Annotated in this window: 19 protein-coding genes and 1 tRNA gene; 11 read left to right on the top strand and 9 right to left on the bottom strand. The window is 54.0% G+C overall.

Features of this window, described 5'->3' with window-relative positions; translation table 11 throughout:
• Positions 1-53 precede the first annotated feature (53 nt).
• Positions 54-509 carry an Lrp/AsnC family transcriptional regulator gene (locus TW80_RS06770; RefSeq protein ID WP_045996499.1) on the top strand — a complete coding sequence of 152 codons (456 nt, stop codon included), beginning with the start codon at positions 54-56 and terminating at the stop codon, positions 507-509.
• Entirely contained in the window at positions 506-958 is a 453-nt protein-coding gene (locus tag TW80_RS06765; protein WP_045996498.1) for an Lrp/AsnC family transcriptional regulator, read from the top strand. The genes TW80_RS06770 and TW80_RS06765 overlap by 4 nt, the downstream gene beginning before the upstream one ends.
• On the opposite strand, the gene TW80_RS06760 is transcribed toward TW80_RS06765, so the two are convergent.
• The gene (locus tag TW80_RS06760; protein WP_045996497.1) at positions 955-2,148 is read right to left on the bottom strand and encodes a UbiH/UbiF family hydroxylase; all 1,194 of its coding nucleotides are present in this window, start codon (positions 2,146-2,148) and stop codon (positions 955-957) included. The genes TW80_RS06765 and TW80_RS06760 overlap by 4 nt on opposite strands.
• 38 nt (positions 2,149-2,186) lie before the next feature.
• Positions 2,187-2,834 carry a pyrimidine 5'-nucleotidase gene (locus TW80_RS06755; RefSeq protein ID WP_045996496.1) on the bottom strand — a complete coding sequence of 216 codons (648 nt, stop codon included), beginning with the start codon at positions 2,832-2,834 and terminating at the stop codon, positions 2,187-2,189.
• A gap of 101 nt (positions 2,835-2,935) precedes the next feature.
• Between TW80_RS06755 and TW80_RS06750 the strand changes: the two genes are divergently transcribed.
• Positions 2,936-3,589 (top strand): GntR family transcriptional regulator, encoded by a 654-nt coding sequence (locus TW80_RS06750; protein ID WP_045997075.1) that lies wholly within the window; start codon positions 2,936-2,938, stop codon positions 3,587-3,589.
• Here the strand turns inward: TW80_RS06750 and TW80_RS06745 are convergent.
• Together TW80_RS06745 and carA are read right to left on the bottom strand one after the other, a co-directional pair.
• Positions 3,543-5,456 (bottom strand): glycosyltransferase family 2 protein, encoded by a 1,914-nt coding sequence (locus tag TW80_RS06745; RefSeq protein ID WP_052700906.1) that lies wholly within the window; start codon positions 5,454-5,456, stop codon positions 3,543-3,545. The two genes, TW80_RS06750 and TW80_RS06745, sit on opposite strands and share 47 nt — an antisense overlap.
• A gap of 74 nt (positions 5,457-5,530) precedes the next feature.
• Complete coding sequence (gene carA, locus TW80_RS06740) at positions 5,531-6,667, bottom strand: glutamine-hydrolyzing carbamoyl-phosphate synthase small subunit (protein WP_045996495.1); 1,137 nt, start codon at positions 6,665-6,667, stop codon at positions 5,531-5,533.
• 173 nt (positions 6,668-6,840) lie between these two features.
• Between carA and TW80_RS06735 the strand changes: the two genes are divergently transcribed.
• Complete coding sequence (locus TW80_RS06735; RefSeq protein ID WP_045996494.1) at positions 6,841-7,302, top strand: GatB/YqeY domain-containing protein; 462 nt, start codon at positions 6,841-6,843, stop codon at positions 7,300-7,302.
• Here the strand turns inward: TW80_RS06735 and TW80_RS06730 are convergent.
• From TW80_RS06730 to ctaD, 3 genes are all read right to left on the bottom strand, one after another.
• A complete protein-coding gene (locus TW80_RS06730) occupies positions 7,299-7,781 on the bottom strand; it encodes a DUF2244 domain-containing protein (protein ID WP_045996493.1) in 483 nt (160 codons plus the stop codon). The two genes, TW80_RS06735 and TW80_RS06730, sit on opposite strands and share 4 nt — an antisense overlap.
• Positions 7,782-7,861: 80 nt before the next feature.
• Positions 7,862-8,692 (bottom strand): glycosyltransferase family 25 protein, encoded by an 831-nt coding sequence (locus TW80_RS17610; protein WP_052700905.1) that lies wholly within the window; start codon positions 8,690-8,692, stop codon positions 7,862-7,864.
• A 192-nt stretch (positions 8,693-8,884) separates the two neighbouring features.
• A complete protein-coding gene (ctaD, locus tag TW80_RS06720) occupies positions 8,885-10,558 on the bottom strand; it encodes a cytochrome c oxidase subunit I (RefSeq protein ID WP_045996492.1) in 1,674 nt (557 codons plus the stop codon).
• A 370-nt stretch (positions 10,559-10,928) separates the two neighbouring features.
• Here ctaD and TW80_RS18470 point away from each other — a divergent pair, with 370 nt between their 5' ends.
• Positions 10,929-13,388: a Hint domain-containing protein gene (locus TW80_RS18470; protein ID WP_052700904.1), complete on the top strand. Its 2,460-nt coding sequence runs from the start codon at positions 10,929-10,931 to the stop codon at positions 13,386-13,388.
• Between the two features lie 336 nt (positions 13,389-13,724).
• On the opposite strand, the gene TW80_RS06710 is transcribed toward TW80_RS18470, so the two are convergent.
• Positions 13,725-14,339: a LuxR C-terminal-related transcriptional regulator gene (locus TW80_RS06710; protein WP_045996491.1), complete on the bottom strand. Its 615-nt coding sequence runs from the start codon at positions 14,337-14,339 to the stop codon at positions 13,725-13,727.
• 259 nt (positions 14,340-14,598) lie between these two features.
• On the opposite strand from TW80_RS06710, the gene TW80_RS06705 reads away from it, so the two are divergent.
• On the top strand, positions 14,599-15,114 hold the full coding sequence (locus TW80_RS06705; RefSeq protein ID WP_045997071.1) for an oxidoreductase: 516 nt from the start codon (positions 14,599-14,601) through the stop codon (positions 15,112-15,114).
• 29 nt (positions 15,115-15,143) lie between these two features.
• Positions 15,144-17,651: a hybrid sensor histidine kinase/response regulator gene (locus TW80_RS06700; protein WP_162197155.1), complete on the top strand. Its 2,508-nt coding sequence runs from the start codon at positions 15,144-15,146 to the stop codon at positions 17,649-17,651.
• A gap of 106 nt (positions 17,652-17,757) precedes the next feature.
• Here the strand turns inward: TW80_RS06700 and TW80_RS06695 are convergent.
• Positions 17,758-17,847: transfer RNA gene (locus TW80_RS06695), tRNA-Ser, on the bottom strand.
• A gap of 292 nt (positions 17,848-18,139) precedes the next feature.
• Between TW80_RS06695 and TW80_RS06690 the strand changes: the two genes are divergently transcribed.
• The 4 genes from TW80_RS06690 to TW80_RS06675 are packed head-to-tail and all read left to right on the top strand — an operon-like array spanning position 18,140 to position 21,941.
• Entirely contained in the window at positions 18,140-19,033 is an 894-nt protein-coding gene (locus TW80_RS06690) for an SPOR domain-containing protein (RefSeq protein WP_239450496.1), read from the top strand.
• 21 nt (positions 19,034-19,054) lie between these two features.
• Positions 19,055-20,233: a D-alanyl-D-alanine carboxypeptidase family protein gene (locus TW80_RS06685; protein WP_045996489.1), complete on the top strand. Its 1,179-nt coding sequence runs from the start codon at positions 19,055-19,057 to the stop codon at positions 20,231-20,233.
• The gene (tmk, locus tag TW80_RS06680; protein WP_045996488.1) at positions 20,230-20,838 is read left to right on the top strand and encodes a dTMP kinase; all 609 of its coding nucleotides are present in this window, start codon (positions 20,230-20,232) and stop codon (positions 20,836-20,838) included. The genes TW80_RS06685 and tmk overlap by 4 nt, the downstream gene beginning before the upstream one ends.
• Positions 20,835-21,941 carry a DNA polymerase III subunit delta' gene (locus TW80_RS06675; protein ID WP_045996487.1) on the top strand — a complete coding sequence of 369 codons (1,107 nt, stop codon included), beginning with the start codon at positions 20,835-20,837 and terminating at the stop codon, positions 21,939-21,941. Before tmk ends, TW80_RS06675 begins: the two co-directional genes overlap by 4 nt.

The following is a 21,941-nucleotide window of genomic DNA, read 5'->3' as shown; positions in this document are numbered from 1 at the left end:
TGCCTTCAGATGTTATTTGTTATTCGTCATTACTTCAATTATAGACCATTTCTATGCTAGATGATGTTGATCGCAGAATTTTACGCCTGTTGCAGTCTGACCCAACGCAGACCGCGCCAGAACTGGCCGAGGCCGCAGGCATGACCACCGCACGTGTGAACCGACGGCTGGACAGGTTACGCGCAGATGGCGTGTTAAAAGCGACCCAAGCCATCATTGATTGGCGTGCACTTGGCTATGCTGTCGAGGTGAGCTTGCGTCTTACCTTGGATAAAACGGTGCCGAGGGCCTTTGATGAATTCCTCGCTGCAGCGCGCAAGGTGCGTGCGGTGATCGAAATCCAGACTTTTCTCGGACGGGTCGATGTGCGACTGTCATTGATTGCGCGTGATCTACCGGACTACCAGCACATTTACCGCCAAGAGATTCTGACGCTGCCGCATATCGCCGATATTGAGGCGCTCATGACTGTCGGGCGCGTGAAATATGACGAAAGCCTCCCGCTATGACATTGGACGAGATCGACCGCGCGCTCTTGTTGGCTGTTTCACAGAATGCGGATCAGTCGACAACACAGCTTGGTCAAAAGTTGGGGCTAAGCCAGCCAGCGACATGGCGGCGGTTACGTCGTCTTCAAGAAAGCGGTGCGATCGCGGGCCGGCGGCTGGTCCTTGACGCGGAAAAGGTCGGCTTTGGCGTGACCGTGTTTTTGGGGGTGAAGCTGGCGACCAAAGGACGGATCAGTCTCGAAGATTTCGAACGAGCTGTATCTGCAATTCCAGAGGTACAGTCGGTGGAACATGTGCTTGGGCTATACGACTACCGGCTGCGGGTGGTGGCACGGGATCTGGCAGACTTTGAACGCGTGTTGCGGCGACGTGTGATGACCTTGCCGGGTGTCGGTAATGTCGAAGCCAATGTGCTCTTGTCCGAAGAGCGTCGCCAAGGTCCGCTTTAGCGACCAGCGCCCAGACCCAATTGCATGAGCTTGCGTCGTACAGGTTTGAGACCAAACAAAAGCTGAATTCCCTTGGCGCGCAAATCTTGCGCAACTGCACCGCCTGAAATTGAGGCCCGGTTTAATGCATCAATCCCTGCGATGCGCAGCTTGATATCTGGATGACGCGCACGCGCGTAAGCATTCAGCATTTCGCGGTCGCCAAGCTGATCAGGATTTGCAACGGCAAGGTCGCGCAGCGTTGCGAGATCGCGCAAAGACATATTGAGCCCCTGTGCACCGATTGGTGGCATGACATGCGCGGCCTCTGCCACCAGCGCGACACGTGGTCCAGAAATTTCTGACGCAACCTGGCTAATGATGGGCCAGACGCTGCGCCGCGACGCAAGTTTTAGCGGCCCGTAAACATTGCCCGAGCGATCATTGGCCGCATTTTCAAAATCCGCCACGCTCAGGTTTGATAGTTTCTGTGCCTCGGGGCCGTGGTCCATCCAAACAACTGCCGAGCAGGGTTTGCCATCATGATCGGGTAGGGGGACCAAGGTAAAGGGCCCACCCGAACGGTGCACTTCGGTTGATACGTTGTCATGCGGCGAATCATGGGTAACGGCAAAGGTCACAGCCTTTTGTCCGTAGCGTTTTGTTTTGGCACTGATACCAGCCGCTTGGCGTACCGCCGAATTGCGCCCATCTGCTCCGATTACCAGTCGCGCGCTTCGCTGTGAACGATCAGATAGGGTGACGATGCTGCTATCGTTTCGCGCCAGCATGGTTTTGAAACCGATACCGGGGCGAAAATCGACATTCGGCAATGTCTTGAGGTGGGCGACCATCTCGCGCCGCAAGAGCCAGTTCGGCAGGTTCCATCCAAATGGGGCGTCTGAAATATCCGCAGCATTAAAATCGCGGACCACATGAGGCGTGGCCGCTGCATCAACGATCCGCATAACCTGTAGCGGTGCAGCATAAGGGGCCAGCCGCGACCAAAGACCAGCGCTATGCAGAAATTGTTGGGCAGGTTGCAAAAATGCCGTGGTGCGTAAATCCGCGCCCGGTGCCTCGCTTTGGGTGACGGGTGGGGTCGGATCGACCAAAGTCACGTGAAAACCGGCGGTGCCAAAGGCCGCAGCCGCGCTAAGCCCAGCGACGCCGCCGCCTGCGATCAGGATGTCTGTCGATTTACGTTCCATGGCAAACACATAGGGCGTCACATCTGTGTCGGAAAGGGTTAGCGTACGACCTGCGACAAGAATTCCGTCAGGGCAGTGGTGCCGTGGTGAATATGTGGCGCATCAAGTGGAGTGTCATGCACATGCACTGTCCGCATGCCAAGGTCGTGGGGAACCTTGAGGTTGCGTTCTTCATCCTCAAACATTGCGCCCGTGCTGGGCGTGACATTTGCACGGGCAAAAACGGTCGCAAAGCCCTGGGCATGGGGTTTGGGCGTGAGCTCGGCGTCTTCGATGGCGAAGACCGCGTCGAATGAATGCGCAAGGCCGCGCGCGGCCAGAACGCGTTTTGCATGAAACTGCGACCCATTAGTATAGACGATTTTACGCCCAGGAAGTCGCCCAATGGCCTCTGCGAGGTCTGGATCGGGTGTCAGGTGGTCAATGTTGATGTCGTGCACCTCGGCGAGGAAATGATGCGGATCGACATTATGTTCGATCATCAATCCAGCCAGTGTCGATCCGTGGGTTTCCCAGTAGGTGATTGCACGCTCGGCCGCGCGTTCAGCGTCCAATCCGGTGACACGCATCACATATGCGGAAAATTTGGGGTCCATCAATCCGAAAAGATCTGCGGACGGGTGGTATAATGTGTTGTCGAGATCAAAGACCCAAGTGTCCACATGTTCGAAATGTTCTGCAACCATAGTCAAATCCTAAGCGCCTGATCGCGCCTATGCAATTGGTTTGGCTTGATTGCAAGGGGCAGGCGGGGGTAGGGTCTGCGAATTACGAAAGGCCAGTTGCAATGCATGATCCGCGCGGAACCCAAAAAGACGCATATACGATGATCCTCGAGGCGATCGACGGGCATACCTATAAGCCGGGTGACCGCCTCGTTGAAAGCGAATTGGCCGAGCGATTTGGCGTGTCGCGCACCCCTATTCGTGAGGCATTACAACGGCTTGAGACGCAATCGTTGCTCACGCGTGATGGTCGGTCACTGATCGTTGCATCGCTTGATCATACGCAATTGTCCGAACTTTATGTCGTGCGTGGAGAGTTGGAAGGGTTGGCTGCCCGGCTCGCTGCGCGTCACGCAGCACCAGAGGAAATCAAGGTTTTGCGCGATATGCTAGAGGATGATCGCAAGCTGGTCGGTGATCCGATGGCGCTTAGCCGTGCAAACCGCAGGTTCCACAAACAAATCCACCTTGCTTCGCATAACCGCTTTTTGGTGCAACAACTGGATCTCGTGCATCGGTCGATGGCTTTGCTGGCGACAACCTCGCTGGCTGCTGAGGGACGCGGTGCCGAAACTTTGGATGAACACACCGTTATCGTCGAAGCGATTGAAGCAGGTGATGGAGACGCTGCCTATCGTGCGCTGCGCGATCACATTTCAGAGGCCTATGTCACCCGGTTGAAGTTGGATGCGCAGGCGGTTGAGGCTGCTGAATAGCGCTTTCCCGCCAACTTTGGGGAAGCAAGACACCGTGGGCCGTTTTATCCCAGTAGAACGGTTTCACGATTAATTCGTAGATGCCTTTATATGCGGCCATCGCACCCAGTGGGAAATAGCAGGTCAGCGTAAAGGCCCATTTGAATAGCCAAGACTTGCGCGCTTTGCGCAGCGCGACAAAGGCGGTCAACCAGCCAACGATTTCGGAAGTGACGAATAGGATGGCCAGCCCCCAAAATGCCCAATTCGGCAAGACAGATTCGAGCGGGTGCGCGATGCCCAATAGCGGCAACCAGAATGTCCACAGCAACGGTGCGAGCACAAATTGTGAAAGCGTGCCTAAGAACAGCAGTTGCACCCCAAAGAAGCCCCAAGCCCCAAGGTCGCGCCAGAGTTTCAGCGGGTCGCGCATATGCACACAATAGGTGATCGCGTACCCCTTGAGCCAACGTGACCGCTGTTTCACCCAAGGCCACGAGCGGCCATTCGCCTCTTCTTCGGTGACCGTATCAATAAGAGCGGTGCGATATCCATGGCGGGCCAGCCGGATTCCAAGATCCGCATCTTCGGTGACGTTATGTGCGTCCCATCCGCCTAAACGGTCCAAGGCATCGCGTTTAAAGAACAGCGTGGTCCCGCCCAGCGGAACGGCCAACCCCAACCGTTCAAGTCCTGGCAAGATGACACGGAACCAACTGGCGTATTCGATGGTAAAGCAACGTGTTAACCAGTTCGCACTCGCATTGTAATAATCCAGTTTACCTTGCAGGCAGACGACATCCTGCGGGCAATTTGCAAAAGCTTGCGCAACGCTGTGCAGTTGATCAGGTGCTGGAGCATCCTCTGCATCCCAAACGCCGATTATGCTGCCTCTTGCAAAATCAAGCGCATAGTTCAAAGCGCGCGGTTTTGTTTTAACGCCACCCTTGGGGACAATCACCGGGCGCACCCCGTGAGGGAGCGTCGTCCGCCCAAGCGTTTCACGTGTGGTTTCGTCATCGGCCTCGAGAACGAGGCAAACATCTAGTAATTCACGCGGATAGCGCAATGCGCTGAGCCGCGCGAGCAAGTGCTCTGCGATGGCTTTTTCGTTATAGAGCGGCACGAGCATGGTGATTACTGGCAGTCTTGCCGGGCTCACTTGCGCGTGTTTCTGGTCTTTTGTCCGCATGCCAAGGAACGCTGCCGTCGCCTTGAGGCCGGTGGTTAAGATCAATGTAATCACGGCCCAACCCATCAGGATTGTAAGCGCGGCGAGGGGCGCAAACCAACTCGTCATTATGACCGCAACAATCAGCGCAGTGCCCGTCCAAAACGCGCGAACGGGATTCCAATTGCGGCAGCTTTCATCCAAGGGCGTCTTTGTCTCGGCATCGGTGACGAGTTCAGCGGTAAAGAGGCGGGCGATGGCACGGTTTAACTGATCCTGCGTCGTGAGAGCCATGCGAACAGGCCCGAAGAGATCACGCAGCATGGGGGCGTGCCGACCAAATTCGTCAGGGCGCGCCGAGAGAATGATAGTCTCACCGCCCATTTTACGCCAAGGCATCAGCCCGAACCGGATGCATTTTCGAGCGTTTAGTCTTTCTATCAATGACTTATCAGGAGCCTCGCTAACCGGATCAATAAGGCGCGTGCGGTAAGTGGCTGCCAGTGCAGTCGCAACGGAATATTGTGATACGCCAAACCGATAGGTCATCACATCCGCAAGCCGTAGCGCGCGGGCATTTGCGACATCTTCAGCAGCTTGAGCATTTTGCGCAGTAATCGCGCCCATCAGCACCAATTCTTGCGCTAAAACCGAAGAAAGGGCGCCCGCATGCGATGGGGCGCCCTGTTTGTGAATGTCGATTTGCAAAACGGCCATGATTAATCCAACGAATAACTCATCGGACGATGCGTCCGTGATAGTTAATGTTGGGTTAATGCGCGGCCGGTAATTTACCCTGCCATGGCCGCGGCGAAACGTTCAAACAGGTAGTAGCTATCCTGTGGACCGGGGCTTGCCTCTGGGTGGTATTGAACGCTGAAGACCGGGCGGTTTGCGACCTTGATTCCACAGTTGCTGCCGTCAAAGAGCGACACATGTGTTTCGACGACACCTTCGGGCAAGGTTTGCGCATCCACGGTGAACCCGTGGTTCATCGAGGTGATTTCGACCTTGCCAGTTTCCTTATCCTTGACCGGGTGGTTCGCACCGTGGTGCCCGTGGTTCATTTTGATCGTTTTTGCACCCAAGGCGAGGGCAAGCATCTGATGCCCAAGGCAAATCCCAAAGACGGGAATATCTGCGTCGAGCACGCTCTTGATCATTCGAACGGCATATTCGCCAGTCGCTGCCGGGTCGCCGGGGCCATTTGACAAGAATACGCCATCGGGGTTCAGCGCCAGCACGTCTTCGGCGGTGGCGGATGCAGGTAGAACGGTGACGTCACAGCCTGCACTCGCGAGGCAACGCAGAATGTTGCGCTTTGCACCGAAATCAATGGCGACAACCTTGTGCCGTGGTTCTGTTTGCTTGCCAAAGCCATCTGGCCATGCCCAACGCGTTTCGTCCCAAGTGTAAGACTGCGCACAGGTAACTTCTTTTGCGAGGTCTAGCCCTTCAAGTCCGGCAAAATCGCGGGCCTTTTGAACCAGAGCAGCAATGTCAAAGTTGCCTTCGGGGTCATGGGCCAGCGCAACATGCGGCGCGCCTTGCTGACGGATCGCGCGGGTCAGGCGGCGGGTATCGATACCACCGACGCCGATGCGGTTCCGGCTGGATAGCCATGATGTCAAATCTTGCGTTGTACGCCAGTTCGATGGTTCGGTCGGATCCCATTTGACCACCATGCCTTCGGCGACTGGATCGGCGGTTTCATCATCCTCTGGGTTAACGCCAGTATTCCCGATGTGCGGGAAGGTGAATGTCACAACTTGTCCCGCATAAGAAGGGTCTGTCATGATTTCCTGATAGCCGGTCATTGCTGTGTTAAAGCAAAGCTCTGCGACGGTTGAACCGGTGGCCCCGAATCCCACGCCGTAAAAGATCGTGCCATCCGCAAGTGCCAAGCAGGCTGTTGGTTTCTGCGTCATCCCATGTCTCCGATCAGTCAAATTGAGCAGGGTTTACGAGGGCAAGCAAGCCGGGTCAAGGCCGTATATTTGCCTTTGAAACAAGGGGTGACGCTACGGCGCTTTGTCTTGTCATGCCGATAACGTCGCAGTAAGGTGGCCTTTCGTTTGAAGCTTCGTGATCGGGAAAACTCATGAACATGCGCGAACGGGTCAATCAGGCCCTAAAGGAAGCAATGAAGTCGAAAGAAGCAGACCGCCTTTCGACATTGCGGCTGATTAATGCAGCCATCAAAGATAAAGATATTGCCCAACGCGGGACGGGCGATGATGACAGTGGCGTCACAGATGCCGATGTACTGGCCATCTTGGGACGGATGGTCAAACAACGTCAGGAGAGCGCGCGTGCCTATGAAGAAGGCGGTCGTCTTGAGCTTGCCGAAAAGGAGCTTTCTGAGATCAAAGTCATCGAAGATTTCCTGCCGCGCCAATTAACGGACGAGGAAGCCGAATCTGCCATTGACGCAGCGATTTCCGAAGCGGGCGCTCAGAGCATTCGCGACATGGGCAAGGTGATGGCGGTGCTTAAGGGGAAGTTCACTGGACAAATGGACTTTGCCAAAGCGGGCCCATTGGTGAAATCGCGCCTCGGTTAACTGAACGCGCGCTTCAGATCATCATAAAGCGCGGCGCGTTCAGTGACATCCAAGAACGCGCCGATCTCTACCTCGCGGTCGCCGCCACGTAGGGTAATATAATTTTCGACAGGTCCGTCGGTGGGGTGCAAGTGAACGGTCACCCAATACCGATTTGCGCGCCAGGTTTGTGTGCGCCCGTTTGGGTTATGCCGCACGAGTGCGGCATTCGTCTCGTCAAAGGTCAATTCCTCAAGCACTTCACCGCGCCGATAGCTTAGGCTGATTGCCCACCATAGCCCCGAAAACATCAGTGTGAAAAACGGCAACACGTACCACATTGCCCCGGTGCCCAAGACAGCCAATAGCGGAATCAAAATGAGCGTTGCAGTCGCCGTCATGAAAACAACGAAATCCCTGCGCAACAATGATCGATAAGGCCAGAGGGTCAGTCTCTGGCCAGCGCCTTTGGGTGTTGGATTGGACCATTCATAGGGCATTTCGTACCGTCGTTTTGTTTGCACAATAGTCGTTGGGCACTAATTCTGCACGCGGACCAAAAGTCGCAAGACGATAATTGCTACTCTTTGAAGGGTACGGTTTCGCACACGGTACGATACACGGTTCGGTTCACAAACTGATTGAACCTGATCTTTGCATGTCGGTAGGGGCGGTAGATTTCACGCAGAATCTTTTGCCAACCAAATGGCATTTTAGGCCTATGATATCGATTATGCTCCCGTGACTCTTGCATGCTGGAAAGTTCAGCAGTCGCCGGTAGGAATGGGTTCTCTTGATCGAACAATTCCTGATAGCAAATCGCGGGATAGAGTTGCCAAACTTTGGTTCCTCGAAAGACGCCATATTCAGGGTCAAAGACTTGATCGTCGATTGGTGCACGCATAATTTTGGTGCGTTCTAGCAGCGTGGCCGCAAATTTCTTCGAGACGATATAACCCGCCAATCCGTGAAGAAGTGAATGCATTCTGCGTAGCCGACGTGAAGTTGATTCTAGATCGCGGAATGCGCCTTGTTCGACTTCAATGATACAGGAATCTAGTTTGATGAAAGCGACATCGTCTGGAATCCAAGAGGTGTCTGACAGTAAACCCACCGCTTCGGGTAGCAGTTTGATGTCATCTTCGAACACCGCCCCGAATGCTGCGTCACCTTCTGCAATCTTCTTCCAGATCGCGCGATGACTCAGATAACAGCCCACTTCTTGAGCCGATCGTCTGCTTGTGTTGTATTGAATCGGGTTGTAGTGACGGCACTCTTCTTCGCTTAGCGCGCTGCCTTTGATTGCAGAAAGTCGGGTCGCACGTAGCCCTAAACCGTCGAACATGTTTTCCATGTAATCCCGGCGCCCAGTTGAATGATCTAGATTGATATAATGAATTGAAATATGCATTTAGCTCGAACTCGATTGCTTAATTTTTCTCATGCAGCGTCGTGTTTACGAGTTCAACCTGTAATCGGTACGCGGAAATTTTTTGGTGTTTCCTTGCCGAACATTGACTGATCTAGCTTCCTACCTATTTGGCAACGACCAACCAAAAAAGGCCCCGCAAAATGCGAGGCCTTTCTTTGTATTCAACCCGATTTAGTGAGCGGGTTGTTTGTCCCAGTCTTCCTGCTTTGGGAGTGTCTCGAATGTGTGCTCTGGAGGAGGGCAGGGCAGTGTCCATTCGAGTGTATCTGCATACTCGTTCCAAGGGTTGTTCTCTTCAACTTTTTTGCCTTTCAGCAGGGTGTAAGCAATCACACCCAAGAAGAAGACGAAGGAAGCGAAGGATAGGAACGCACCCCAGCTGGAAACCAAGTTCCAAGTTGCGAAAGCATCAGGGTAGTCGATGTACCGACGTGGCATGCCCTGACGCCCCAAGAAGTGCTGTGGGAAGAAGGTCATGTTTGCACCGATGAACATCATCCAGAAATGCACCTTACCAGCCCATTCAGGTGCCATGCGGCCCGAGAACTTTGGCAGGTAGAAGTAGATACCTGCAAAGATCGAAAAGACTGCACCCAGCGACATAACGTAGTGGAAGTGAGCCACAACGTAGTAAGTGTCGTGATAAACGCGGTCGACGCCAGCTTGTGACAGAACGATCCCGGTTACCCCACCAACGGTGAAGAGGAACAAGAAGCCGAACGCCCAGACCATAGGTGTGCGGAACTCAACTGAACCGCCCCACATTGTCGCAATCCAAGAGAAGATCTTAACCCCAGTTGGAACCGCGATCACCATGGTTGCCAGCATAAAGTAAGACTGCTGTGTCAGAGACATACCAACGGTGTACATGTGGTGCGCCCAAACAACGAAGCCCAGAACACCAATTGCGACCATCGCGTAAACCATCGGCAGGTAACCAAAGATCGGCTTGCGCGAGAAGGTTGCGATGATGTGGCTCACGATACCAAAGCCGGGGATGATGATGATGTATACTTCTGGGTGTCCAAAGAACCACAGAATGTGCTGATACAAGATCGGGTCACCGCCGCCTTCAGGTTGGAAGAACGTGGTGTCAAAGTTGCGGTCTGTCAGCAGCATTGTGATCGCGCCAGCCAGAACAGGCAGGGCAAGAAGGATCAACCAAGATGTCACAAAAATCGACCAAGCGAACAGTGGCACTTTGTGAAGTGTCATGCCAGGCGCACGCATATTCAGGAATGTAGTGATCATGTTGATCGCACCCAAGATCGAGGACGCACCAGAAAGGTGAACCGCAAAGATCGCGAGATCCATCGACATGCCTGCCTCAGAGGTTGAGAGCGGCGGATACAAAACCCAGCCAACACCGGAACCCAATTGGCCGTTGCCACCGGGTGTCAGCATCGACGCAACGCCGAGTGACGCACCAGAGACGAACATCCAGTAAGACAGGTTGTTCAGACGTGGGAACGCCATATCGGGCGCACCGATCTGAAGTGGCATCAGGTAGTTACCAAAGCCACCAAAGAGCGCAGGAATGACAACAAAGAACATCATCAGAACGCCGTGATAGGTGATCATCACGTTCCAAAGGTGTCCGTTGGGCGTACATGTTGCGGCACTATCGGCGATAAAGCGTGCGCCTTCAGTACACATGTACTGCACGCCAGGGTGCATCAGCTCCAGGCGCATGTAGACGGTGAACAACACCGAAACGAAACCTAACGCACCGGCGGTGAATAGGTACAGAATCCCGATATCTTTGTGGTTTGTCGACATAAACCACCGGGTAAAGAACCCCCGGTCGTCGTGATGTTCGTCGCCGTGGATGGCTGCATCTGCCATTTTGGCTCTCCTCGTGTTGGCTACTCTGCGACGGCGCCGATTCCGGAGAAAGGCGCGCGTTTGAGGTGGTTCTAGTGTGTTGGGCCTGCCGGGGCAATAATGTAAGCACGAAATGATATGGGATATATTGGCGCAGCTAAGGAGTGTTGTTCGGCTTGCCGACGTGTTTCGTTGAACAGCTGCCCGAAATTTTACCGCCCTCTCGCGTGAAAGTTGAGTTAAGTATTTTCATAAACTACGCCGGGGTGAAAATTAACTATTTTTTCGTTAGAAGTCTTATTTTGTTGACTATTTGCTCTGGATTTCGCGCGCCGTGGTTGTTACGCGCGAGGGACCACCCGGGACGACAATACAAATTTTGGACGAGTGAATGGCTACTGTTTTTGAAGCTACCGCAGTTGCGCGGTTTGATGATTTGTCAGGCGGACGAAGCTGGCAGCGTATTTTTGATTTCAGTACTGGTCCGGGGCCCTCCAACGACGCAATCGTCTTTGGCCAGTTGGGCAACACCAACGATGTGTTCTTTGAGGTTTACGATAATAGCACGGGGGGGAACGACAACGGGACCCGCTACCGGATCGTTGTTGAGGACGCTCTGATCCAAGGCGAGACCGCCGAGTGGAATGTCACGATCGACGACACTGGGCAGTTTACCATCATTAAAAATGGGACCGTGATTGGTACCCAGAACCTCGGTACGGATGCGGTGCCTGATGATGTTGAACGGGATTCAAACCTGATCGGCAAATCCAACTGGTTCTACGATGACGACCTCGTGGGTGAGGTATCCTATCTTGAGGTCTCGACGACCTTTGAGAACGGTATTGATATTGTCGATACTGAATCGTTGGAAATGGTCGATGATCTGACACTGACCAACGCGGACGAGGTTATTGATGCCTCAGGGACGAACTCAAATTTAGTTGCCGACGGTGGTGGTGGTGCGGATACCATTTCAGGTGGTTCTGGAAATGATACGCTGACCGGCGGGGACGGGAACGACACGATTTATGGTGGCGGTGGCGATGACACGCTCATCGGTGATGGGTTGTTTCAAAGTGAAACTGTAGTTCTTGATTACTCTTCTATTCCCGACCCTAGCGGGGATGGAACTGCGATTGATAACTTAGATGATGTTTCTAGCGGCTTTACCTTGAACGCTGGAAATGTTGGTGTGAACTTTACGTTCACAGACGACACCCCTGATAATAGCTCAGCTTTCGTATACTACACGGGTGAAACTCAAAATACGAACGGTCTTGACCCGGATGTGTCCAACAACGCGGCCATTGTCATCCAAAGCGGGACGGCGTCGGCTGGAGTTACGGCATCTTCGACGACGACAATTTCGTTTTCTCCTGAAAACCCTGATTTACCTGATGAAGTTGAAAACGTTACGTTTCGGCTCAATGATATCGATGACAGTAATTGGCGTGACATCGTTACGATTACGGCGATTGATGCAGATGGTAATGCGGTAACTGTCAATCTGACGGGCGGGTCAAATATGACCCTTTCAGATACAGATGGGGTGGCAGGCAATGATACCGCGATTGCGAATGATGGTAGTGGCGGTACTAATTCAGCGAACTCTAACGGATCACTATTGGTCGAGATTCCCGGTCCCGTATCGGAAATCACGATCGTATATAGCAACGCCGAAACCGGCGGTCAGCGGATCGACCTGACGGAAATGAGTTTCGATTCCGTATCGAGTGGTTCGAATGATACGCTTGATGGCGGTGCAGGTAACGATACGCTGATCGGTGGTGTTGGTGATGACATCTTGCTGGGTGGGTCGGGCAACGACACATTGGATGGCGGTGCTGACGATGATACGCTCGACGGCGGTACGGGTGACGATACGCTTACTGGTGGGGCTGGTACAACAACTGCGACCGGTGGTGGCGGAAACGATACCTTTGTCTATACCCTTGGCGAAGACCTGCAGATTACCGACTTTGGAACGGGTGCGACAAATGCCGACGACGGCGATAACACCAATAACGATTATATCGACCTGTCGCCGTTCTATACCAATCAAAAGGAATTCGAGGCTGATCTTGCCGATGATGGCATCCTAAACCAAAGCGCGACTGGCCCTGACGTCGATTTCAGCGACAACACTGCAATAGACGGAACAATTACGGGTCTTTCGGGACTTAATGGCATCACCGCCTCTGAATTGCTCGAGCAAACAGGGGTTGCTTGCTTTGCGGCGGAAACGTTGATCGAAACCGGGCATGGCGCGCGCATGATTGCAGAGCTTGCGGTTGGCGATGAGGTTCTGAACACTGGCGGCCAACTGCTTGATATTAAATGGATCGGCGGTCGCAAGGTTTCAGCCGCTGAAATGGCAGAGAACCCTAAATTGCGCCCCATTCGGATCACCAAAGGTGCGCTGGGTAATGGCTTGCCGACGCAGGACTTGCTGGTGTCCCGTCAACATCGCATGCAGGTCTCTTCTAAAATTACTGAGCGAATGTTTGGTGCAAAGGACGTATTGGTCGCGGCTATCAAGCTGACCGAAATTCCCGGTATCTACATCGATGAAACTGTCCAAGAAGTCACCTACTACCATATGCTGTTTGATCAGCACGAGGTGGTCTTGGCGAATGGCGCCCCGTCCGAGAGCCTATTTACAGGCCCCGAGGCGTTGCGCTCTGTTTCTGCAGGGGCTCGTGAAGAGATTCTTGTGCTGTTCCCAGAGCTTGCCGAGCGTGACTATGAAACGGCCCCAGCATTGCCGTTGATTGAGGGCCCGGCGCGGCGCAATCTGATTGCGCGTCACGTGAAGAACGGCAAACCACTTCTCGAAAACTGGGGCTAATTCGCGATCAGCCGGGTCTCGTTTGTCTCTAGGAAGAGGAGGGCGAGGCGGGTCCAATCGGGTGGTGACGCAATTGAAACACTGCGCCTCGCAAAGAAGTGGTCATGTCGCTGAAACGGAGGCGGCCGTTTCGAGTGATACCCAGTTTTAGCAGCTAGCAAATCGGCCAAGGACCAAATGTCGGGACAAGGTCGCTTCCGTGAGTGGTGGATGCCTTTGACACTAACTACTATCCTTCTTCGTAGTTAACTTATCAGGTGCCTCTACCGAGTGCGCGGGTGCAATGGTGCAAATTTGTGGCGCAAATGCGGCGACCCCCTATCCGAAGGGATAGGATCAGAAGAGCCCCGCTTCGCGGGCAATCATTGCGGCCTGTGTCCGGTTCGTCGCATCGAGTTTGCGAAACAGCGTTTTCATGTGCAGCTTTACCGTCGGCTCTGAGATATCAAAATCACGCGCAATCTGTTTGTTCGACTTGCCCTCGGTCAATCCCTTTAGCACGTCGCGTTCGCGCGGAGTGAGCTTCGCAGCCAGTGCGTTTTTTGGGGTGTCTTCTTCTTCGGTCATGAATTTCAATGGCGCGTATTGTTCACCCATTGCCATAAACCGAATGGCGTTAATCATTGATTTTGCTGGTAAAGTCTTGGGGACAAACCCTGCGGCACCCGCCTCAAGCGCTTGCTCTGCGATCTCTTTGGACGCCTCTCCTGAGATCAGGGCGACGCGCTGACCATCGCCGAGTTCAAGCGTCGATGTCAGCCCCTCAAGCCCGTTCATTCCGGGCATATTGTAGTCAAGAATGACAAGGTCAAAGGCCGGGTCGTTTTGAATATGGCGGTGTGCATCGGCAAGCGTACCGGTCGCGGTGACGTTGATACCGTTTCCATTCTCTAAAAACAGCACCAGCGTATCGCGCAGGAGGTCATGATCATCGGCAATCAGTACTCTCAAAAGATATCCTTTCGGCGTCTTGCTCAACTAAAGCAAATAGGACGAATTGGGGGCGCAAGCAAAATTGCTAAACTGCCGTAGCGTCAAGGGGTTGACTAAACTGTGCCGGCCCGATGGGCAATAAGGTAGGGTCATATTTTTCGTTAACGCTCCTCTAACTACGCTACCCGAAAGGGTAGGTCGCTATCCCGATGCTTCAATGAAATTTTGCGGATATTATGCCATAAAAAAGTCCATAAAAGTCATCTGGAGCATTTTCATGCGCGATCTTCTGCGTGCCATCGTTCACGCCTGTGTCATTTCACTTCTGATTCCGCTTTACGCGGCTGCAGAGGAGTTCGGCTTACCTGAGGGTGAGGTCGTGCTGACCGTCTCTGGTGAGATTGAAAAGACGAACGTTGATGACACGGCACAGTTCGACATGGATATGTTGATGGCGCTTGAGAGCGAGATCATCGAGACTTCAACAATTTGGACTGAGGGCGTTCTGACCTTTGAAGGGGTGCCGTTGCACGTCTTGATTGACCACCTAGGGGTGAGTGAAGGTGTCTTGCGGGCATCGGCGATCAACGATTACACGATCGAAATTCCAGTCGAGGATGCGGTTATTGGTGGTCCGATGGTTGCCTATAAGCTGAATGATGCGCTAATGTCGGTGCGAGACAAAGGACCTTTGTGGATTGTCTACCCTTACGATGATAGCGACGACTACCGAAGCGAAGTGATCTACTCACGTAGTATTTGGCAGCTCGACCGTATCGAATTTGTTCGTTAGGCTGGGGTCCTTATTGCTAGGACCAAGCGTTGGCGACATTTGTGAGCGACCCACGATTAATTAGTCAAAAGTATTTCCTGATCGCGGGATGTGCAATTCTGGGGGCTATCCTCTTTTTGACCGCGACAGTGGTTCGTGATTTGCGCGAATTGAACTCTGCCAGTTCAGACAACGTTCAGTGGACGATCTCCCAGACCGAAGTTGAATTTCTAGAGTTTTCAAAACAATTGAACCTTGTCGCGGCGAACCCAGAATTGGGGCTAACGCAGATGCGGCGTAGGTTTGACGTGTTTTACAGTCGTGTTGAAACTCTGCATGCTGCGTCGATTTATATTGCACTGGGGCAAAGCCCTACCTACGCAGAAGCATTGGCGAATGTCCGCGCTTTTTTGGACGAGTCCGTTCCGCTGATCGATAGTGATGACGCGGTTTTGCACGCGGGGCTTCGTGAGTTGGCCACGCGCGCAGCAGAGACCCGTCCAGAGGTGCGCAAAATTGCCAATGCAGCTCTCGATTATTTTGCGATCGACGCGGACGAGCGGAGGGCGGTTTTCACCAATTCGCTGTTGCAATTGGCCTTTCTTGTGCTGGTTTTGATCTTTGGGCTAGCGGTCGCCATCTATTATTTGAACCGTCTGAACCTTCAAAACAGCAAGCGCCAGCAAGAGATCGAGCAAAGCGCAGAGCGGATGAATACCGTGATCGAGACCTCGCTTGATGGGGTAATCGTTGGGGATCGGGATGGCAATATATTGGCGTTCAACGCAGCTGCCGAAGGCATCTTTGGTTATCGCTCTGAAAATGTCTTGGGCGAGCCTCTCGCACCACTGATCCTACCCGATATTGACGGAGACGCTTCTGAAGCGCTGAGCCAGCATGTCGATATCGAATTACTCTTGTCGGAACATGGCCGCGTGCAGATGGACGCGAAACGCGCAAACGGAGAGATATTCCCGATTGAGCTATCGATGCAGTCGGCAAAAACGGATGCCGGCCCAATTTTTATTGCGTTCTTGCGTGATATCTCTGCCAGTGTTCGGGCGGAAAAAGAATTGATCGCAGCCCGCGATCAGGCACTTGCAGCGGATCGCCTCAAGACGGACTTCCTTGCGACGATGAGCCACGAAATTCGCACGCCGTTGAACGGTTTGCTTGGGAATCTCTCACTTATTCAGGATACCAAGTTAAACCACCAACAGGTGCGCTACATTCGCAACATGGAGACCTCGGGGCGTTTGCTGCTGGGGCATGTCACGGATGTCTTGGACATCTCTCGCTATGACGTTGGTCAGCTCGAGCTGCGTGAAGTGCCAGTCAATATTGATGCACTGCTTCAAACGATTATCGATAGCCAAAGCGGTACTGCGACGTCTCATGGCACGCAACTGGGGTGGCGTTGGATTGGTGGTGCGCAAAACTGGGTCATTTCTGACCCTGATCGGTTGCAGCATATCTTGATGAACTTGGTGGGTAACGCGGTGAAATTCACCGAAGGTGGGCGTGTTGACGTCAGCGCAGAGGTTGTGGCGCGTCACGATCATGTTGTCGATATTGCCTTTTGCGTGCGCGATACGGGGCGGGGTATCGCTGATGATCTCAAGGATCGCATTTTTGAAGATTTTGTTACCGGCAGTACAGCATATGATCGCAACGTCGGCGGAACGGGCCTCGGGCTCAGCATCGCGCGTCGCTTTGCGTTGGCGATGGGGGGCGATATCAGCGTCGAGAGCACCCTGGGGGAAGGGAGCACATTTCGTGTACTCTTGCCGTTTAGCCCAACAGTTGCACCGAACCTTCCAAAGCCCCAAGAGGCGACGCGCAAGGCGCCCGCAATCGGCCTGCGCATTCTAATCGTTGAAGATAACGAAATTAACCGGGCAGTCGTGCGAGGGATGTTGCATGCCGATGGTCACACCACAACCGAGGTCCACGATGGCGCTGCGGCCGTCGAGATTACGAATGACAATCACTTTGATTTGATCCTCATGGACATCAGTATGCCAATTATGGATGGCCGTGCAGCGACACGCGCGATCCGTAGTGGTGACGGGCGATGTGCTAAGACCCCAATTGTCGCCCTCACGGCTAACGTGATGGCAGCCGAGCAAGAGGCGTTTTTGCAAGACGGGATGAATGACATTCTGATCAAGCCGCTCTCGCGAGATGCACTTGCAGATGTGTTGCACCGCTTTGCGCCGGACGGGCAATCGGCCCAAGATACAGATATTGCCCAATCTAATCAGTCAGATATGCGCGATATCCTCGGGGATGAGGAATATCAGGGGCTGCGTACACAATTCGTACACGAGGCCGAAGCCTTGCACGATTGGTTAGGTGACACCGATGATCATCACTTTGGCGAGATCGCGTCGCGCTGTCATAAAGTCGCCGGAAGCGCTGCAGTCTTTGGCGCGACGGCCTATCGGGCAGCGCTCATCGAGATTGAACATGCCGCCAAAGGTGAAGTGCGTGATGCCATAGCCGTAGGGCAGCGCAAGCTTGCCCCGATTTGGGGTAGCACCAAAGATCGAATCTAGCGCCTTGGATATCAGGTAACCAATTAAAAACGCTGTTAAAGCGGGCATAATCACCGCAAAGTGCAGATCCCGCAGCTTAATGCGAATTCTTACCAATTGAGTGTGGTGGCGGAGGCTCAGGGATTCGAACCCTGGGAGGACTTTCACCCTCGTCGGTTTTCAAGACCGGTGCATTCGACCACTCTGCCAAGCCTCCGTGCGGGGGTCTCTAACGGGTCTTAAATGATTCGAAAAGCATCTTTCTGCATTGGGGAATTCCGCCGACAATTTTTTCAAGACTCTTCCATAACGCACGGGGGGGCGTTATCGTCCGAACAAGCAGGCGCTGCGCTAGGGGTGGGTTGTGTTCTTTGGCCAAGTATTGCAAGGCGCGGGCAGCAATAATAGCAGTTGGTAAACAGCTGACATCCCGGTTTTCGGGGCGCAACATTTGGGGGCGAAGTTTGATGGGCAGAAAAAAATTTATTCACAGGACAAGACCATTCATTTTGGCGGTAACCGCAAGCGTAGGTTTGGCCGCTTGCGATGAGAACGGCGAATTCGCCTTTCCCTCTGCAGAGAGCGCCCCAGAAGAAGAAAGCGGGGCGGCGCGTATTTCGCAGTTGGTTCAAACTGAGACCGACGTAGAACGGCCCGATATCTTTGAGGTTACGGATCGCGGTTTATGGGATGGGCGCCCTTCTTTGGGCGGTGTCTGGGTTGCACACCCCGACGCTGTTGATCCAGAGCGTGTGATTATCCGTAATCCAGCGAATGGTCAGTCGATTGTGGGGGCGTTATTCCGCCGCGAGCGTGAAAACCCTGGGCCGCTGTTGCAGGTCTCATCTGATGCTGCCGAGGCACTCGGGCTTTTGGCCGGCGCGCCGACAGAGCTGAACGTGGTTGTTCTACGACGTGAAGAAATCGAAGTACCGGTTGAGCCGGAAGAAACAGTCGAAGAAAACCCCGTCGTCGCGAGCCTTGCCGCTCCTGTCAACGTCTCTGAAACCGTGCTTGATGATGCGCCTGTAGCGGCTGAAGCATCTGTTGCGGTTGATCTACCCGACGCACCGGTTGATCCAATCGCTGGTGCAGCCGCAGCCATTGCAGCAGCAGAAGCCGGGCAGGCGGTGCTACCCGATGCAACTGTTCCTACTGTTGTCGCTGCCAGCGGAGACCCGTCTGCGCCTCTGGCACAAATTGGCGTATTCAGCGTGCAGCGCAACGCAAATCAAGCAGCGGAAACTATCCGCATTGCGGGGATCAAATCTGCTGTCGAAGAAATGGACGCAGCGGGTCGCACAGTCTGGCGTGTTATCGCAGGGCCGATTGCAGATGATGCAGCGCTTGAGCAGTTGAAATCGCTTGGGTATGTGGACGCCTTTGTCGTTCCCGACGAATAACCAAATCGGAGCATTGGTCATATGATCTATTCCAAACTACGCTACGCCGTTATTGCGCTTTGCATTGGTGCCACAGGAAGCTTTGCGCAAACTTTTGATACTGCGGCGCGCGCGGCCTATGTCTACGACCAGACGACGGGTACCGTTCTTTTGGCCAAGGACGAAGAGGTACCGTTGCCGCCTGCTTCGATGTCGAAATTGATGACGGTCTACATGGCCTTCGAAGCCATTGCCGACGGTCGCCTGACCATTGACGAAGAACTACCCGTTTCATCGCATGCGGCTGCCTATACGGGGTCGTCGATGTTTTTGGACACCACGGACCGGGTGAGCGTCGAAGACCTGTTGCGTGGTGTGATCATTCTATCGGGCAATGACGCGAGCGCAGTTCTGGCCGAGGCATTATCACCCGATGGATCAGAGGCCGGATTCGCCCGGATGATGACACAACGCGCGCAGCAAATGGGTATGCATAATTCGACCTTTGCGAACTCAAATGGTTGGCCCGCTGCTGGGCACCGCATGTCTGTCGAAGACTTGGCAATCCTTGCAGATCATTTGATCAGCGACTTTCCAACTTACTATCCGTTGTTTGCAGAACGTGAATTTGCCTTTGATGGCCGTGTTCCATCAAATTCGCGCAATCGCAATCCGATCTTGTCGTTGGGCATCGGTGCGGATGGCCTCAAGACCGGGCACACCAGCGAGGCAGGTTACGGTTTGGTTGGTTCGGCCAAGCAAGGTGATCGTCGCATCATATTTGTCCTGACCGGCCTGCCGACCGAACAATCCCGCGCAGAAGAGGCAGAACGTCTTGTGAATTGGGCCTATCGTCAATTTGCACAAAAAGACGTGGTTGACGCCGGTCATCGGATTGCCTCGGCCGAGGTATGGCGCGGCGATGCCCCGACCGTTGGGCTAACCGTGGCAGAGGATTTGTCGCTGCTTGTGCCTGTCCTCAATCAGGGCGCAGTCGACGCAGAGGTCGTTTATAACGGTCCAATCGCTGCACCAATTTCCGCAGGCGAAGAATTGGCCGAATTGGTGATCAGCCTTGATGGCTTGCCTGAGAAACGCGTTCCCCTGATCGCTGAAACCGATGTTGCCGAAGGTGGATTTGGCACGCGCCTACGCACTGCGGCAATCGTTTTGTGGAATAAATTTGGCCCGCAATCGTCTGAGGAACCCGAAGAGGCATGAGTACGCCCAAGTTCATTACGTTTGAAGGTATCGACGGTTCAGGAAAATCTACACAGTCACGCATGTTCGCCGAATTCGCGCGGAACCAAGGCCGTGATGTTATTCTAACACGTGAACCCGGCGGTAGCCCCGGCGCCGAGGAAATCAGGCAGCTTGTTCTGACCGGGGACCCAGATCGTTGGTCCGCCGAAACCGAAATCTTGCTGTTTACCGCAGCCCGCCGCGATCATTTGGAAAAGACGATTGAACCCGCACTGCGTGAAGGCAAAACTGTCATTTGTGACCGCTTTGCCGATAGTACGCGGGTCTATCAGGGGGCGACACGCGGCGATCTGCGCGCAATGGTTGATAGCTTGCACAGCCTGATGATCAGTCGCGAACCTGATTTAACATTCATCATCGATATGGATCCTGCAGTCGCGCTGGAACGCGGATTGGCGCGCAACTCTGGCGAGGATCGGTTCGAGGATTTCGGCTTGGGTTTCCAAGAAACACTGCGGCACGGTTTTCTTGCGCTTGCGCATGATCATCCCGAGCGATGCGTTTTGATTGATGGCAACCGGACAGCTGATCAAATCGCCAGCGAAATTGCAGCGCACCTATGACTGATGATCTTCTTCCTGAACCTGACCGGATCGAAGGGGCACCGCATCCCCGTGAGACGAAGGTTCTATATGGGCAGTCCAAAGCCGAGGCGGATTTTCTTGAGGCGTTCCAATCAGGGCGTATGCACTCTGGTTGGTTGATCACCGGGCCGCGCGGAGTGGGCAAAGCCACGCTCGCATGGAAAATTGCGACTTTCCTTTTGGCGGATCAAGGCAGCGGTCTATTTGGTGATCCAAGCCTGCAAGTCGACCCAGAGCATCCGGATGCAAGGCTTATCCAATCAGGTGCGCATCCGCGTCTGTCGGTTATCCGGCGACCATGGGACGACAAAACCAAAAAGCTGCGCGCCGAAATCACGGTAGATGCCGTGCGCACGCTCAAGACGTTTTTCCAAATGTCCTCGGCTGACGGGGGCCGGCGCGTTGTGATTGTCGATGCGGCTGACGAGCTGAACCGCAACGCGGCAAATGCGATACTGAAAGAACTCGAAGAACCGCCCGCAAATACGGTGATTATGCTGATCGCGCATCAGCCCTCGCGCCTGTTGCCGACTATTCGGTCCCGTTGCCGCGAATTGCGGTGTAGCGCATTGTCGCCGTCGGATTTGCAGCTTGCGCTGGAGCAATCGGGGCATACGGCAGACAGCGTCGAGAGTTTAGCTGCGCTGGCGGCTGGCTCTGCTGGGGATGCGATCCGATTGCTGAGTCATGACGGATTGGCGCTTTATGCTGAATTGGTCAGATTACTTGATGGCATGCCACGCATAGATCGGCCCGCGGCGCTCAAGCTTGCGGATAGCTGTACAGGGCGCGCGGCAGACGTGCGCTTTGGGATGTGTTTGGACCTGATTGATCTATTCCTATCGCGTGCCGCACGGGCAGGGCTGATGGGACCACCCACCACCCAAGGTGCGCCCGGCGAAAGCAGACTGCTCGGGCGCATTGCACCCGATGACCGCATGGCGCGTAAGTGGGCGCAGCTACAGCAAGATTTATCGAATAGATCGCGGCATGGGCGGGCGGTGAACCTTGACCCTGCTGCTTTGATCCTTGATATCATTTTCAAGATAGAAGAGACGGCGCTTGGCGTCGCTGCAGCCTGA

Source organism: Loktanella sp. S4079 (assembly GCF_000967725.1).
Taxonomy (GTDB): domain Bacteria; phylum Pseudomonadota; class Alphaproteobacteria; order Rhodobacterales; family Rhodobacteraceae; genus Yoonia.
Note: the sequence above shows the minus strand (reverse complement) of the source record. Positions and strands in the feature narration are given on the sequence as shown.

Coding starts and splice junctions, on each gene's coding strand:
- TW80_RS06685 (WP_045996489.1), top strand. CDS start 19,055: ATGATCTATTCCAAACTACGCTACGCCGTTATTGCGCTTTGCATTGGT.
- TW80_RS06755 (WP_045996496.1), bottom strand. CDS start 2,834: ATGGTTGCAGAACATTTCGAACATGTGGACACTTGGGTCTTTGATCTC.
- TW80_RS06770 (WP_045996499.1), top strand. CDS start 54: ATGCTAGATGATGTTGATCGCAGAATTTTACGCCTGTTGCAGTCTGAC.
- TW80_RS06705 (WP_045997071.1), top strand. CDS start 14,599: ATGCGCGATCTTCTGCGTGCCATCGTTCACGCCTGTGTCATTTCACTT.
- TW80_RS06765 (WP_045996498.1), top strand. CDS start 506: ATGACATTGGACGAGATCGACCGCGCGCTCTTGTTGGCTGTTTCACAG.
- TW80_RS06745 (WP_052700906.1), bottom strand. CDS start 5,456: ATGGCCGTTTTGCAAATCGACATTCACAAACAGGGCGCCCCATCGCAT.
- TW80_RS06750 (WP_045997075.1), top strand. CDS start 2,936: ATGCATGATCCGCGCGGAACCCAAAAAGACGCATATACGATGATCCTC.
- TW80_RS17610 (WP_052700905.1), bottom strand. CDS start 8,692: ATGCATATTTCAATTCATTATATCAATCTAGATCATTCAACTGGGCGC.
- TW80_RS06760 (WP_045996497.1), bottom strand. CDS start 2,148: ATGGAACGTAAATCGACAGACATCCTGATCGCAGGCGGCGGCGTCGCT.
- TW80_RS06730 (WP_045996493.1), bottom strand. CDS start 7,781: ATGCCCTATGAATGGTCCAATCCAACACCCAAAGGCGCTGGCCAGAGA.
- ctaD (WP_045996492.1), bottom strand. CDS start 10,558: ATGGCAGATGCAGCCATCCACGGCGACGAACATCACGACGACCGGGGG.
- TW80_RS18470 (WP_052700904.1), top strand. CDS start 10,929: ATGGCTACTGTTTTTGAAGCTACCGCAGTTGCGCGGTTTGATGATTTG.
- TW80_RS06735 (WP_045996494.1), top strand. CDS start 6,841: ATGAACATGCGCGAACGGGTCAATCAGGCCCTAAAGGAAGCAATGAAG.
- TW80_RS06675 (WP_045996487.1), top strand. CDS start 20,835: ATGACTGATGATCTTCTTCCTGAACCTGACCGGATCGAAGGGGCACCG.
- tmk (WP_045996488.1), top strand. CDS start 20,230: ATGAGTACGCCCAAGTTCATTACGTTTGAAGGTATCGACGGTTCAGGA.
- carA (WP_045996495.1), bottom strand. CDS start 6,667: ATGACGCAGAAACCAACAGCCTGCTTGGCACTTGCGGATGGCACGATC.